The organism is Frankia alni ACN14a, from assembly GCF_000058485.1.
GTDB classification, from domain to species: Bacteria; Actinomycetota; Actinomycetes; order Frankiales; family Frankiaceae; genus Frankia; species Frankia alni.
Genome location: NC_008278.1, coordinates 6,465,642 through 6,480,174, shown reverse-complemented (window position 1 = coordinate 6,480,174; position 14,533 = coordinate 6,465,642). Strand labels below are relative to the sequence as shown.

The following is a 14,533-nucleotide window of genomic DNA, read 5'->3' as shown; positions in this document are numbered from 1 at the left end:
GAGGCTCCGCCACGACGAAATAATGACGGTTGTCCCCGACGGGCGGCGGGCCGGGTGGTGCGTCGGCGCGGGCCACGCCGTGGCCGGCCGGGGGCTGGCGGGCATGGATCGGCCGTGGCCTCGGTGTATGCCTGCCGTTGGCCGGCGGGCGCCCGGGGCCGCCTCTTCGGCGTGCCGCCGCCGGTCGCCGTGCGCGGATGCGACAACATACGCATCCGTGAGGTCACGGTTCTATGCTGATTTGCACATTCACTCCCGGTACTCCCGGGCCTGCAGCCGCGACTGCGACCTGGAGCACCTGGCCTGGTGGGCGGCGCGCAAGGGCATCGCCGTCGTCGGGACCGGAGACTTCACCCATCCCGCGTGGTCGCAGGAGCTCGCCGAGAAGCTCGTTCCGGCCGAGCCCGGCCTGTTCCGGCTGCGGCCGGATCTGGAACGGGAGGTGCTGCGCACGCTGCCGGCCTCCTGCCGGACGGTGACCCGTTTCATGATCTCCAGCGAGATCTCCACGATCTACAAGCGGGGCGATCGGACCCGCAAGGTCCATCACCTGCTCTACGCGCCGACCCGGGAGGCCGCCGGAGCCATCACCGCGGCCCTCGCCCGCATCGGCAACCTGGCCGCGGACGGGCGGCCCATCCTCGGCCTGGACTCCCGCGACCTGCTGGAGATCACCCTGGCCGGCGGCCCGGGCTGCTACCTCGTGCCGGCGCACGTGTGGACGCCGTGGTTCGCCGTCCTGGGTTCCAAGTCCGGCTTCGACGCCGTCGAGGACTGCTACGTCGACCTCGCCGACGAGATCTTCGCCCTGGAGACGGGGCTGTCCGCCGACCCGGAGATGTTCTGGCGGATCTCCGGCCTCGACCGCTACCGCCTGGTGAGCAACTCCGACGCCCACTCGCCGCCCATGCTCGGCCGCGAGGCGACGGCGTTCACCTGCGAGCTGGACTACTTCGCCATCGAGGCGGCGCTGCGCGGTGGGGACGGATTCGCCGGGACGGTCGAGTTCTTCCCCGAGGAGGGCAAGTACCACCTCGACGGTCACCGCAAGTGCGGGGTGTGCCTGACCCCGGAGCAGACCCGCGAGGTCGGCGGACGCTGCCCGACCTGCGGCGGCCTGCTGACCGTGGGCGTGCTCAACCGGGTGGAGGCGCTGTCCGACCGCGGGGACGGCGTGCGTCCCGCGACGGCCGGTGAGGTCACCTCGCTGGTGCCGCTGCCGGAGGTCGTCGGGGAGATCCTCGGGGTGGGGTCGAAGAGCAAGGCGGTCGCGAGCCAGGTCACCTCGCTGGTGTCCCGGCTCGGCCCGGAGCTCGGCATCCTCGGCGACGTCCCGGTGTCGGCGATCGCCGAGGTGGGCTCGGCCGAACTGGTCGAGGCGATCTCCCGGCTGCGACGCGGCGAGGTGATCCGTCAGGCCGGCTTCGACGGCGAGTACGGCGTCATCCGGCTGTTCGAGCCGCGCGAGCTCGCCGGGGACGGTGCCACCCTGTTCGACCTCGCCCCCGCCCCCGCCACCCCCGCCGAGCCGGCCGAGCCGGACGCGGCCGGGCGCGGCGGCCGGATCCCGCGGCAGGCGGGACGTGGTCAGCGGTCCCGTCACAGCGCACTCGCCGCTGCGGCGGCCTCGGCGGGTGGCACGGACGTCGCCGACGGCGGCCCGACGCTCGACGAGGCGCTCGCCGCGGTGGGGGAGGGGCCACGGGCTGATGATCGGGCCGACACCGTGGGGGCGCCTGGGGTCGAGTCGATCGGTTCCGCGGAACCGTCGAGTCCGGTCGAACTGGCGGGTTCGGTCGGGCCGTCGAGTCCGGTCGAGCCGGTGGGTGTGGCCGAGCCGGCGGGTTCGGTCGAGCCGGTGGGTGTGGCCGAGCCGGCGGGTCGGGTCGCGGCTGCGGAACCGTCCGTGCTCGACGGGCTGGATCCGGACCAGCGGCGGGCGGCGGCGCATCCGGCCGGCCCCTTGCTCGTCCTCGCCGGCCCCGGGACCGGCAAGACTCGCACGCTGGTACACGCGATCGCCCACCGGGTCGCCGAGCGCGACGTGCCCGCCGAGCAGTGCCTGGCGGTGACGTTCACCCGCCGGGCAGCGGGGGAGCTCGCCGAGCGGCTCGACGCCATGCTGGGCGCACGGGCCCGCCGGGTGCTCGCGACGACGTTCCACGGCCTGGGGCTGACCATCGTCCGCGAGCAGCACGAGCGGCTGGCGCGCGGGGCGCAGGTCCAGGTCGCCGACGACGCCGTGCGGGTGGAGCTGCTCGACGCCGCGCTGCACGGCGAGGGCGACTCCCGCGCCCGGCGGCGGGTGTCGGCCGGGATAGCCGAGCTCAAGCGGCTGCGGGCGCTCGGCCAGGTCCAGCGCGACCACGACCTGGTCGGCGTCCTCGCCCGCTACGACGCCGAGCTGCGGGAACGGGACATGGTCGACCTCGACGACCTGATCGCGCTGCCGCTGACCCTGCTGCGTTCGGCGCCGGAGCTGGTCGAGCACTACCGCGCCCGCTGGCGCCATGTCTGGGTCGACGAGTACCAGGACACCGACGAGCTCCAGTACCGACTGCTGGGGCTGCTGTGCCCGCCGGCGGCGAACCTGTGCGTCATCGGCGACCCGGACCAGGCGATCTACAGCTTCCGCGGCGCCGACGTCGGCTTCTTCCTGCGGTTCGAGCAGGACTACCCGGGCGCGGGCACGGTCGCGCTCACCCGCGGCTACCGGTCGACGCGCACGATCGTGCGGGCGGCCCTCGACGTGATCGCTCCGGCGAGCCTGGTGCCGGGCCGGACGCTGACCGCGGTACGGGGCGCCGAGGGGGACGGCCCGGTGCTGCTGCGGCGCTACCGCAGCGAGGCCGAGGAGGCCATCGCGGTCGTCGACACCATCGACGCCGCACTCGGCGGGACCTCCTTCCACGCGCTCGACTCCGGGGTGGACGGCTCGGTGGAGGCGGGCCTGTCATTTGCGGACATCGCGGTGCTCTACCGGACGGCCCGCCAGGCCGAACCGATCATGGAGGCGCTGGCGAAGCGGGGCTTCCCCTTCCAACGCCGCTCGCACCTGCCGCTGGCCGATGCCCCGGCCGTCGCCGCCCTGCTGGCCCTGTTGCGCCCGGCCGGTGCAGCGCACGCGGCCGGTGCGGTCGGCGCCGCCGATGGGGGTGGTGCGGCGGGTGCGGCCGGTGGGGTCCGTGCGGCGGGTGCGGCGGCTGGGCGGGCGGTGTCCGGGTTGCTGCGGGACGCGGCGGCGCAGGCGGTGGAGCTGGCGGCCGCGCTCGGCACCGAACTGGGCGCGTCGCTGCCGGCGGGGTTCGCGGGCTTCCCCGGCGGGCGGGTGCCGACCGAGGCCGAGCTGCGGCTGGCCGTGGAGCTGCTCTCGCCCGTCGCGGCCGCCGCCGGCACCGACCTGGACGGCTTCCTCACGTCGGTCACGATGGCCAGCGAGGTCGACGGGCTCGACCCGCGGGCGGACCGCGTCAGCCTCCTCACCCTGCACGCGAGCAAGGGGCTGGAGTTCGGCCTGGTCCTCATCGTCGGCTGCGAGGACGGGCTGCTGCCGATGCGCTTCGGGCCCGCCGGCCGCGCCACCGTGGCCCCTGGCGAGCGGGCCCCTGGCGAGCGGGCCCCTGGCGAGCAGGCCCCAGGCGAGCAGGCCGACCCGGCCGCGGCGGCGCTGCTGGCCGAGGCCGAGGAGCGGCGGCTGTTCTTCGTGGGCGTCACCCGGGCGCGCCACCGGCTGATCCTGACCTCCGCGGCGCGCCGCCGCGCCGGCACGGACGCCGAGACGCGGCCCTCGCCGTTCCTCGCCGACATCGGCCCGGCCCTGCTGTCGACGGGCGAGGCCGCGAGCACGCGCCCGCGGGCCCGCCGTCCATCGACGGGCCAGCAGCTCAGGCTCGTCTGAACCGCGCGTCCGGTCCGGCGGGGGAGGCGTGGGAGAGCGCCTCCGTGGCTCTTCCACAGGGCTCGGCGTCCGATGTGTCCCTGTGGAAGAGACAGGTGGCGCCGCTCCCCTGCGCCGGGCCACGTTCGGGTCGCGGCGCAGGGTCCGTTCGCGGCGGCCTCAGCGCTTGCGGAGCACCATCGCGAGGTTCCAGGTGACGATCTCGCGGGCGCCGGGCACCTTGAGGATCACCTTCGCCCAGTCCGGCAGGTAGCGCGGCATCGCGTCGAGGATGTCGACGTCGGCGCGGCGGCGGGCCCAGGACAGCGTGTCGGCGACCGACACCGGGAACAGCGTCCGGCCGTAGATGTTCTTCGGTGCCTGACCCTTGCGGCGCTCGAAGCGGGCTGCCGCCCGGTCACCGCCGAGGTAGTGCCACGGTGCCGTCTCGTGGCCGCCCCACGGCGACAGCCAGTTGGTGTAGCTGAGGAAGATCAGTCCGCCGGGGCGGGTGACCCGGACCAGCTCCGAGCACATCCGCCACGGGTCGGGGACGTGCTCCAGGACGTTGGACGTGTAGCACAGGTCGACGCTGCCGGACAGGAACGGCAGGTCCAGCGCGCTGCCCCGGACCCGGCCAGGGACCTCGATGCCGCCGGCCTCCATCTCCGAGACGTCCGGCTCGACCCATACGTAGCGGGCGCCGGCGTCGAGGAAGGCCGAGCGGAAGTAGCCCGGGCCGCCGCCGACGTCCAGCACGAGCTGGCCGGTCAGCGAGGTGTACCGCATGAGCTGGCGCACCGAGTCGGCGGCGATGAGCGAGTAGAACCCCGCCGGGTCGACGGGCTCCTTGCGGTGGGCGAGGAAGAGGGTCTTCGACCGGCCGAGGCCCCAGCCGGAGTACGGCAGGGTGCGCACGAGGGGCGCCTCGCCGTCCGGGCTGTCCGCGGCGCTGCCCGCGGCCGCCTGCTGGGCCGGTGCCGCCGGCTGGATCGGGGCCGCCTGCCGGGCCGGTGCCGCCTGGGTCGGCGGGGTCGCCCCCTTCGCCGGGGTCGCCCCCTTCGCCGGGGTCGCCTCCTTCGCCGGGAGGGCCGCGGACCGCGCCGCGTCCGACGAGGAGGGCCCCGCTGTCGCTGTCGTGGGCTCGGCGGAGGTCGCCGCGGATGCCGCCGTGTCAGACATGGCGGGGACGATAACACTCCGGCCACGGGGGTCCGCCGGCCCCGGGCGAGGGCCGGTCGGTGCCTCGCGGGCGGCGGTCGCGCGAGGTGAGATGCGCCGTCCCCGGTGTATCGCCGCGCGGGCGTCGGGTGCGGTGGACGGAGCGTCTCGCTATGCGTTTGCCCAGCTCGCGCGCGATGTGTGGAATCGGCGGGTCGGGAGGTTTATCGTTTACTTGCTCAACGTTCCCTTGGTTCCGTTGGTTTCTCCTCGTTCCCTGACCCGGCGACGTGCGTTCCCGGTGAACCCAAGGATGGGTGATGGTAGTGGCGCGCCCGACCACCACGTCGGATCCGATGAATTTCCAAAAACTCGGATCCCCGCGAAATTCTGTGCTATCCGCGATCGTCAGGCCAGGTCGCGTGATCCCCGCAAGCCCTCGTCCGGCCAGGTAGCGGCCGGGATGTCCCAGACCTTTGAAACCCTGGGTCGACCCCTGCCACCTGCGCAGAGTGCATTCTCGCCGGCCTGGCGGCACGTACTCGACCGTCCGCTGGGTATCCGCACGGAACTCGACCGCATGCGCCGGCAGGCGCCCTTTTACGACGCGACGGTCGACGAGATCGACGGTCGCCGGATACGGATCGGCGATCACTGGCTCACCGATTTCGCCTCCTGTAACTATCTGGGGCTTGATCTCGATCGGGAGATCATCGAGGCGGTTCCGGCGTACCTGGACCTGTGGGGCACGCATCCGAGCTGGTCGCGGTTGATTGCCAGCCCGCGGCCCTACGACGACATCGAGCGCACGCTGGCGGAGCTGCTCGGCGCGCAGGATGCGCTGCTGCTGCCGACCATCACCCATATCCAGCATTCCGTGCTGCCGGCGCTGGTCGGCCGGGGCGCGCTGTTCGTCGAGCTCCACGCCCACCAGACCGCCCACGACGGGGCCGCGATGGTCGCCAGTCGTGGCGGGACCGTGGCGCGGTTCCGCGAGGACCGGCTCGACCGGCTGGACCGGCTGTTGCGCGCCGCGCCCCACCCCCGGGTGATCTGCGTCGACGGGGTGCACAGCATGACGGGCAACGGGCCGCCGCTCGACGAGCTCCTCCCGCTCGCGCGGGCCCACGACGCGCTGGTCTACGTGGACGACGCGCACGGTTTCGGGGTCGTCGGGCAGCGCGGCCCCGACGAGTCGAGCCCGTACGGCAGCCGCGGCAACGGCATCGTGCGCCATCTCGGCGCCGGCTACGACAACCTGGTGCTCGTCGGCGGGTTCTCCAAGGCGTACTCGTCGCTGCTCGCGTTCGTCGCCTGCCCGACCGAGGTGAAGGAGTACCTGAAGTCCGCGGCCGGGCCGTACATCTTCTCCGGTCCGTCGCCGGTCGCGTCACTGGCGACCGGCCTGGTCGGCCTGCGGGTCAACGAGCAACGAGGCGAGGCGCTGCGGGCCCGGTTGTACCGGCTGACCAGTCGGTTTCTCGACGGTCTGCGCGGGCTGGGCGTGGGCACGCTGAACACCAGCGGATTCCCGATCGTCGAGATCCCGCTGCGGGACGCGGACAACGCCGACCCGCTGGGCCGGTTCCTGTACGAGCGGGGGGTCTTCGCGTCGGTGGTGCCCTTCCCCGTCGTCCCCCGCGACCAGGTCGGGGTGCGGGTGCAGATCACCGCCGCGAACACCGACGACGAGATAGATCATCTTCTCGCCGTCCTCGCCGAGGCCGGCGACCGCTTCCCGTTGGTGGCGGCGAGCGACCCGCCCGATCCCGGCTGAGCCGCCGGCAGGCGGCGACGGCGGCCGGTCAGCCCGCGGGCGGCGCGAGGCGGGCGACCGGCCGCCGGTCGCGGTCGAGCCGGACGTCGGCGTCGCGCACCCGCGCCAGCACCGCGAGGTAGTCGGCCCGGGGGATCTCCAGCGCGCCGAGGTCGACGAGGTGGTCCGTCGTCATCTGGACGTCGAGCAGCACGCCCCCGGCGGCGGTGAACCGCGCGTCGAAGTCGGCGAGGGCGACCTTCGAGGCGTCGGTGCGGGCGTGGAACATCGACTCGCCCGCGAACACGCCGCCGACCCCGACCCCGTAGACGCCGCCGACGAGGTCGTCGCCGTCCCAGACCTCGAGGCTGTGCGCCCAGCCCAGGGCGTGCAGACGCGCGTAGCCGTCGATCAGCTCGTCGGTGATCCAGCCCGACGTGCCGTCGCGCTGGCAGCCGCGGACCACCTCGACGAAGGACTCGTCGACGGTCGTCGTCCACCCGCAGTTGCGCAGCCGCTTGCGCAGCGACCGGTTCACCCGGACCCCGCCGGCCGGGATCACCGCTCGCGGATCGGGGCTCCACCAGGGCAGGTCGTAGCCGCCGGGGCGGCCGGGGGACAGATGCCGCACCCGGCGGGCGGCGACGGCGGCCCGCAACAGCGCGCGCAGGCCACCCGCGCCGGCCGGCGCCGGCTCGCCGACCTCGGCGACCTCGGCGGCCCCCGTACCCTCGGCGCCCGCTGCGCCCTCCGGTTCGTCGCCGGTGGGCCACGGGAACGCCCCCGCCCGGTAGGCGCCGACGAGCGTCGCCGGGTCCAGCGTGCCCCCGACCGCGACCGGTGCCCGCCCGGGACTGCGCAGCAGCGAGAAGCCGTCCCACACGGTGGGACCCACCGGGCGGGGCGCCGCGGTCACCGCCACGGGCTGCCTGCCGGCGTCGTCGGTCCGGGGGCCACCGGTGTGTTGCGCACGCCACCCTCCCTCGTCGGGGCGCGGCCGCCGGTGCGGCGAGCCCCGCGGTCGGCCGCGGGATCGCGGGTCGCCTCCCGGGCGCTCGTCTCCCGTGCGCTCGTCTCCCGTGCGCTCGTCTCGCGGGCGTTCGCCTCGCGGGGCGTCGCGAGCCCGACCGGCTCCCGCGTCGCGGTCTCCAGGTCGATCGTGCCAGCCGTCGCCGCGGCCTGCCGGAGTTGTTCGGTAACCAGCTCGGACGGGCCGGGTTCGCCGAGGAAGTAGCCCTGGGCGAGGTCGCAGCCGACATCGCGCAGCATCCGCACCGCCGCCGCGGTCTCCACCCCCTCGACGACGATCCGCAGGTCGAGGGCGTGGGCCAGGCTCACGGTGGACCGCACGATCGCCTCGGCCCGGCTGTCGTCCGCCACCCGCTGGATGAACGACTTGTCGAGCTTGAGCACGTTCACCGGCAGTTCGAGCAGCCGCGCCAGCGACGAGTAGCCGGTGCCGTAGTCGTCGACGGCGATGCCGACGCCCAGCGCCCGCAGCTCCCCGAGCACGGTGGCCGACCGTACCCGGTCGAGCATGAGCGTCGTCTCGGTGATCTCCAGCTCCAGCGCCGCCGGGCTCAGGCCGAAACCGGCGAGCATCCCGCTGACCTGCGCGGGAAAGCCCCGATCGAGCAGGTCGGAGGCGGACAGGTTGACGGCCACGGCGACCTCGAGGCCGGCGGCGTGCCAACGTCGACACTGGTCGAGAGCGGTGTGGAGCACCTCGATCGTGAGCATCCGCATGAACCCCGCCTGCTCGGCCAGCGGGACGAACTCCTCCGGGCCGAGCAGGCCCCTGGTCGGGTGCCGCCAGCGGACGAGGGCCTCGACCGCGTCCATCCGTCCGGAGCCGAGATCGACCTTGACCTGGTAGTGCACCTCCAGCTGGCCGGTGCCGAGGGCGGCCCGCAGGGACTCGATCAGGTCGAGTCGGACGAGGCTGTTCACGTCGGCGCCCGGCCGGTAGGACTCCACGCCGGTGCGGCCCGACTTCGCCGCGTACATCGCCACGTCGGCGCGCTGCAGCAGGGTGTGCGCGTCCTGGGCGTGGTCCGGGTAGACGGCCGCCCCTATGCTCGCGCCCACGTGCAGCGTCACACCTCCGACGTCGAAGGGATCGGCCAGCACGGTCAGCACCCGGTCGGCGACCCGGCGGGCGGCGTCGGCGTCGGCGTGTTCGAGCAGCACCGCGAACTCGTCGCCGCCGAGGCGGGCGTGCAGGTCGCCCGGGCGCAGGGCGTCGGAGATCCGGGTGCCGACCTGGGTCAGCAGCGCGTCCCCGACCTGGTGGCCGAGCGAGTCGTTGATCTCCTTGAACCGGTCGAGGTCGAGCAGCAGCAGGGCGAAGGTGTCCGGCCCGGTGGTGTGCTGCTCGGCCCGGGTCAGCCGCTCGATGAAGCCGCGGCGGTTGGCCAGGCCGGTGAGGTCGTCGGTGCGGGCCAGCACCCGGCTCTCCGCGAGCTGCTGGACCTCGATGAAGGTGAAGGCCGCGCGGGCCAGGGCGGAGAGCACCGTCGCCGCCGCGAGTGCCACGGTGACCGCCGGCAGGTCGATCGCGGCGCCGAGCACCAGCAGGCCCAGCGCGACCGTCGCCAGCACCAGCGGCACGGCGATCACGCCCCACCCGGACATCTTCGCCGGCGGCTGCCAGCGCGGGCGCAGCCAGGACGCCAGCGCCGGCATCAGCACCGACAGCAGCCACAGGCTGGACAGCACCCCGTTCGACGGCGTGTGCCCGGCGGTGACGATCACGAGCAGCAGCGAGTCGGCCAGGGCGAAGCTCACCAGCCCGGCGCCCAGCAGCCACCACACTCGCCCCTGGCTGGACGCCCGCGAGATCGACGTCATGGCCGGCCGGTGCTGGACCGAGCTGCGCCGCCCCGACCGGGCCGAGGATCGGCTGCGCCACGGCCTGACCGGCTACGACCCGCTGCGCGCCCGGGAGATCTCGCTGTACGAGACGTGGTTCGCCGAGGCCCACCTGCAGCGGGGCGACGTCGAGCAGGCCTGCGAGCGTGCCGTCCGCGCCGCCCGGCTCGACGCCCGGGTGAACTCCGCGCGCACCGCCGAACGCCTGCGCATGCTGGCCCGCCGGCTCGGCGGGTACCGCTCCGTGCGGGCGGTCCGCGAGTTCGACGAGGTCTACCGGACGCTGCGGGAGACGGTCCCCGGCGGCGGTCGGCCGCGCCCGGAACCGGCCGAGGCGCCGCGGCCCGCGCCGCCCCCCGCGGCCCGCTCCGGCGCAACCGAACCGGTGGCATCGACCGGTCGGGGGACTCCGGCCGTGGCGAGATCGGCGGGCAGCCCGGTTCCCGCCGGGACTGAACGGCACTGAGGCTAGCCGGGCGGCGACAGGGCCGCGGCCAGCCTGCGCCACTGCGCCAGGGGCGGCGTCCCGCCAGCAGTGATCAGGTGGATGCTGACGTGGTCGGCGCCGGCCTGATGATGCTCTGTCAGGCGGTCGACCACGGTCGCCGGGTCGCCCCAGGCCACCAGCCCGTCGACGAGACGGTCGCTGCCGCCGTCGGCGAGGTCGTCCGCGGTGAAGCCGATGCGTAGCAGGTTGCGGGTGTAGTTGACCCGCCTCAGGTAGACGGCTAGCGCGGCTCGGGCAGCGCCCCGCGCGGCCGTCGGGTCGGATTCCAGCAGGACCATCTGGCCGGGGGCCAGCAGCGGGCCGTCGCCGAGGATCTCCCGGGCCTGCCGGGTGTGCGCCGGGGTGACCAGGTATGGCACGGCCCCGGCGGTGCGCTCGCGGGCGAGGCCGAGCAGGCGCGGGCCGAGGGCGGCGAGCGCCCGTTCGGCGGGCGGCACCGGCGGGATCGCCTTGTCGAGTCGGTCCAGGTAGTCGACGACGGCCTGGTAGGGACGTTCGTAGCGGCGTCCGGTCCGAGGCTCGACGGACTCCTTGTGCCCGGCGCCGATGCCGAGCAGCAGCCGGTCCGGATGATCCCTGACGATCGCGACGCGGCGGCGCGCGACGAGCTCGGCCGGCTCGGTCCAGGCGTTGATGATGCTGGTCGCCGCCGTGATCCGCGACGTCGCCGTGAGGATCTGCGCCGGCAGGTCCAGATCGCCCGCGGCATTGCCGAACCAGATCGCTCCGAATCCCAGGTCCTCCAGCTCGCCCGCGATCTCCGCCCGCTCACTCGCCTCTGCCGGCCACTGGTGCTGGCCCGTGCACACCCCGAACCGTCCGGTCCTGACCGTCATCGCTCCGCCTCTCCGGCGCGCCCCCGTACCCGGTCGTGTGGCTACGCCCCTCAAGCCTGCGCGCGACCGGTGCTCGACGCCTCCCGCACGGCGACCGGGATGATGAGGCGGGCTAGCGGAGCAGCGCGAGGTAGTCCGTGCTGGCGTGCACCGCGGAACCAATCATGATCGCCGTGAGCGCGCTGGTCGCCAGCAGGACCGTCGCGGGCACCCGGGTGGCGCTGGCTGACCCGTCGAGGAGTGCCACCATCCTTTCCGTGACGCCGCTGTGGTCGAAGCCGCACGTGGTGGGCGTTGACCGGGATACTCCCGCGTCGCCCGGTCGGTGCCCCTGGGTCTCCCGCAGCGTCGCCAGCGAGACCTTCCCGAGCGCCTGCGCGAGGACGCGCCGCTGCCCAGTCGCGCGGGCCGCGTGCTCGTCCGCCCACCGCTCGCAGGCGCTCTCGACGAGACCGGGCAGGTGTCTGAGCAGCGGGTCCACCGCCGCGCAGCAGGCGACGACCATCCGCAGCCAGTGATGTCCACCGGTGAGGTGGGCGTGCTCGTGGGCGAGCACGGCCTCCCGCTCGGCGCTGTCCAGGCAGTCGAGCATGCCCGCGGTGATGACGACCCGTCCCCCGGTGACGCCACCGACCGCACAGGCGTCGGGCCGGCGCTGCGGGAGGACATGGACCCGACCGGGCGGCAGCCGGCGGACCAGCCGCTCCGCCCTGATCAGGTCCCGGCCGATCCGAGCGGCCGCGGTCAGCAGCATGCCGGCGGCGGCACCGACGGCCAGAACGGCCGTCGCGCCCGCGAGTGACGGCGGAAGCTCGGCCTGCGGTGCCCTGACGGTCGCGCCGAGCCGGTGCGCGAGAGCCGGCACCCGATCGGCGAAGCTGGCCGCCAGCAGTGTCAGGGACGACACCCAGCCCGCCGCCGCGAGCACGGCGCCGGTGGTAAGCGCCGCCGGCTTCACCCGGTAGGGCAGCCGTCGGGCGAGGGCCGGTGCGCACACCGCGACGATGACGTTGACGACCAGGGGAACCCAGACCATGTACCTCACCGGTGCCCCCGGTGACTCATCAGCCCGGCCTGCCGCGCGGACGGCCGGCCGGGACTCGGCGACCCCGCCGAAGTCCTACTCATGATCGCGCGCCCGGTGGCTCGCCGGCGGCGGGCGGCGGGCCACCGCCGGTCGGGGGTTCATCCTCGGCGGCGGCCAGCAAGGCGAGGAGGGTGGCCTCATCGTCGGCCGTGAGCCCGGCGACGAAGTGGCTGAGGACCTCGGTCCGGCCGCGGCCGTCCCCGAGCAGCCCGCGCATCCGATCGGCGAGCTGCCGGGCCGCCGCCGCCGTCGGGGTGTAGGCGTGACCACGGCCGGCGACTGTCCGTTCCAGCATGCCCTTGCCGTGCAGCCGGGCGAGCGTCGTCGCCACGCTCGTGTAGGCGAGTTCGTGGCCGTCCCGGACCAGGGCCTCCTGGGTCTGGCTCGGGGTGAGCGGCCCGCCGGCCTCCCACAGCACGGCGAGGACGGCGGACTCCAGCTCGCCGGCCACCCGCCGCCCGGGCCCCCTGTCACGCATGGCCGGAAGTCTAGCCGCCGACTACGACAACGGTAGTGCTACTATTTCTGTAGTACTACATGAATAGATTATGTGTGTCGCCGCCCATGTGCGGTGCCGGCCCTGATCGGAGTCACGGTGGGACCAACGCAGATCAGTGGCCTGCCGGCGCATGCGCTGCTCGTGCATGTCGTCGTCGTGCTCGTGCCGCTCACCGCGCTGCTGGTCGTGCTGTCGGCCGTCTGGCCCGCCGCCCGGCGCCGGCTCGGTGTGCTCACGCCGTTGGTGGCCCTGGTCGCGGTCGTGAGTGTGCCGCTGACCACCCATGCCGGGGAATGGCTCGAGGCTCGGGTCCCTCCGGATGCGTTGGTCCGCCGGCACGCCGAGCTGGGCGACGGCCTGCTGCCGTGGGCGATCGGGTTGTTCGTCCTGGCGGCGGCGGTCTGGTTGTGGGGTCGGCGCAGCGAGCTCGGCGGGACCGCCGACGGCGGGACGCACGCGGCCGCCCGCCCCGGTGGGCTGGCCGTGATGATCGTGCTCGCGGTCCTGAGCGTGGTTGTCGCGGTCGGCTCGGTGGTGCAGATCTACCGGATCGGTGACAGCGGGGCGAAGGCCGTCTGGCACGACAGCTTCAGTCCGAACCCCGGACCTGGCGAACACGGCTGAACCTGCGCGACACCTCGCCAGGCCGTCAGCCCACGCCGGTCCGTCAGCACTCGCCGTGCCGGCGTCAACAGGGCCACGTGCCTCGCCTGCCGCCCGCCGCCTCGCCGCCTCGCCGCCTCGCCGCCTCGCCGCCTGCCGAGGTGCCGCGTCCGGCTGCCCGTGCCGCTCAGCCGGCGCTCGCGCCGATGAGCCGGGCGTACAGAGTCAGGTGGGCGCTGGCGGCGCCGGCCCAGGTGTAGCCGGTGGCCAGGGTCCGGCCGCGTTCGGTCGCCGCCGGGTCGCGGGCGCCGGCGGCGGCGAGCAGCGCGTCGCCCAGTTCGTCCGGGGTGCTCGCGTAGCGCACCGCCGGTCCCAGGACCTCGCGCAGCACCGGCAGGTTCCGGGCCACGACCGGCACCCCGGCGGCGAGCGCCTCCAGGGCGGCCAGCCCGAACCCCTCCTTCGTCGACGGGAACGCGAACGCCGCCGCCTGCGCGACCAGTGCCGGCAGCGCGCCGTGGTCGACCGGGCCGAGGATCAGCGGCGTCACCTCCAGCTCCGTCGCACGTGCCAGCACCGCCTCGCGGTAGCCGCGGTAGTCGAACAGCGTCTCGCCGCCGCCCACGACCAGGGCCAGCTCCGGGCGGGCCCGGCGGACCAGCGCCATCGCCTCGACCAGGTCGGCGGTGCCCTTGCGCGGTTCGATGCCGCCGACGGCCAGGACGTAGGGACCGAGCCGGTCCGCCCAGGCCCGCCGGGCGGCGCCGTCGCCCGCGGCGGCGGCGAAGCGGGCGGCGTCGACGCCGTTCGGGATCACCGTCGGGCGGATTCCCCAGCCGCGCTCGACCTCGGCGGCCACGGCGGCGGAGACGCAGACGTGTGCCCGCGGGGCGACGACCGCGCGTTCGTGGCAGGCGGCGAGCTCCGGCGTGGTGAACGCGTCGAGGTGGTGGATCGTGCGGATGGCGTGGGCCGGCCCGCGGGGACCGCGGGGACCGGCGGCGTCGAGCACGGCGTTGGCGCTGATGCAGTCCTGGGCGTGCACGGCGTCGTAGCCGGCGGCGTCGAAGGCGGCGGCCAGGACGGCGATCGAGCGCAGGATCCGCGGGCCCACCGGCTCGTCCGGCACCTCCCCGAAGGGCACCGCTCGCACGCCGACGCGGGGATCGACGGCGCGGAAGAAGCCGCCGTCGCCGCCGCGGGCCAAGGTCCACACGTCGACCTCGGCGCCGAGGTCGACGAGTGCCTCGGCCAGCGCCAGGGTGTGCACGACCCCGCCGCGGGGCCGCGTGGAGTAGGTCAGCAGCGCGACCCGCACCGGATCTCCCGTCTCAC

At 74.6% G+C, this 14,533-nt stretch carries 11 protein-coding genes; 4 read left to right on the top strand and 7 right to left on the bottom strand.

The window, feature by feature from the left end; translation table 11 throughout:
• Positions 1 to 217: 217 nt before the first annotated feature.
• Positions 218 to 3,898 carry a UvrD-helicase domain-containing protein gene (locus FRAAL_RS26035; protein ID WP_041939793.1) on the top strand — a complete coding sequence of 1,227 codons (3,681 nt, stop codon included), beginning with the start codon at positions 218 to 220 and terminating at the stop codon, positions 3,896 to 3,898.
• 159 nt (positions 3,899 to 4,057) lie between these two features.
• Here FRAAL_RS26035 and FRAAL_RS26030 read toward each other — a convergent pair whose 3' ends face one another.
• Positions 4,058 to 4,795, bottom strand: a complete 738-nt coding sequence (locus FRAAL_RS26030; RefSeq protein WP_011607031.1) for a class I SAM-dependent methyltransferase — start codon at positions 4,793 to 4,795, stop codon at positions 4,058 to 4,060.
• Positions 4,796 to 5,501: 706 nt separating this feature from the next.
• Between FRAAL_RS26030 and FRAAL_RS26025 the strand changes: the two genes are divergently transcribed.
• Complete coding sequence (locus FRAAL_RS26025; protein WP_041939792.1) at positions 5,502 to 6,815, top strand: aminotransferase class I/II-fold pyridoxal phosphate-dependent enzyme; 1,314 nt, start codon at positions 5,502 to 5,504, stop codon at positions 6,813 to 6,815.
• A 28-nt stretch (positions 6,816 to 6,843) separates the two neighbouring features.
• On the opposite strand, the gene aat is transcribed toward FRAAL_RS26025, so the two are convergent.
• Entirely contained in the window at positions 6,844 to 7,716 is an 873-nt protein-coding gene (gene aat / locus FRAAL_RS26020; RefSeq protein ID WP_011607029.1) for a leucyl/phenylalanyl-tRNA--protein transferase, read from the bottom strand.
• Positions 7,707 to 9,644, bottom strand: a complete 1,938-nt coding sequence (locus tag FRAAL_RS26015; RefSeq protein WP_011607028.1) for a putative bifunctional diguanylate cyclase/phosphodiesterase — start codon at positions 9,642 to 9,644, stop codon at positions 7,707 to 7,709. Before FRAAL_RS26015 ends, aat begins: the two co-directional genes overlap by 10 nt.
• Between FRAAL_RS26015 and FRAAL_RS30740 the strand changes: the two genes are divergently transcribed.
• Positions 9,538 to 10,131: an NsdA family TPR-like regulatory protein gene (locus FRAAL_RS30740; RefSeq protein WP_162137445.1), complete on the top strand. Its 594-nt coding sequence runs from the start codon at positions 9,538 to 9,540 to the stop codon at positions 10,129 to 10,131. The genes FRAAL_RS26015 and FRAAL_RS30740 overlap by 107 nt on opposite strands.
• A gap of 2 nt (positions 10,132 to 10,133) precedes the next feature.
• Here FRAAL_RS30740 and FRAAL_RS26005 read toward each other — a convergent pair whose 3' ends face one another.
• The 3 genes from FRAAL_RS26005 to FRAAL_RS25995 form a co-directional block, all read right to left on the bottom strand.
• Complete coding sequence (locus FRAAL_RS26005; RefSeq protein ID WP_041939791.1) at positions 10,134 to 11,009, bottom strand: TIGR03620 family F420-dependent LLM class oxidoreductase; 876 nt, start codon at positions 11,007 to 11,009, stop codon at positions 10,134 to 10,136.
• A 112-nt stretch (positions 11,010 to 11,121) separates the two neighbouring features.
• Positions 11,122 to 12,045, bottom strand: a complete 924-nt coding sequence (locus tag FRAAL_RS26000; protein WP_050997256.1) for a M56 family metallopeptidase — start codon at positions 12,043 to 12,045, stop codon at positions 11,122 to 11,124.
• Between the two features lie 88 nt (positions 12,046 to 12,133).
• Positions 12,134 to 12,574 carry a BlaI/MecI/CopY family transcriptional regulator gene (locus tag FRAAL_RS25995; protein ID WP_011607024.1) on the bottom strand — a complete coding sequence of 147 codons (441 nt, stop codon included), beginning with the start codon at positions 12,572 to 12,574 and terminating at the stop codon, positions 12,134 to 12,136.
• A 117-nt stretch (positions 12,575 to 12,691) separates the two neighbouring features.
• Between FRAAL_RS25995 and FRAAL_RS25990 the strand changes: the two genes are divergently transcribed.
• Positions 12,692 to 13,219 (top strand): DUF2231 domain-containing protein, encoded by a 528-nt coding sequence (locus FRAAL_RS25990; RefSeq protein WP_011607023.1) that lies wholly within the window; start codon positions 12,692 to 12,694, stop codon positions 13,217 to 13,219.
• 166 nt (positions 13,220 to 13,385) lie between these two features.
• Here FRAAL_RS25990 and FRAAL_RS25985 read toward each other — a convergent pair whose 3' ends face one another.
• Positions 13,386 to 14,516, bottom strand: coding sequence for an MSMEG_0565 family glycosyltransferase (locus FRAAL_RS25985; RefSeq protein WP_011607022.1), 1,131 nt, complete (start codon positions 14,514 to 14,516; stop codon positions 13,386 to 13,388).
• Positions 14,517 to 14,533: the final 17 nt, after the last annotated feature.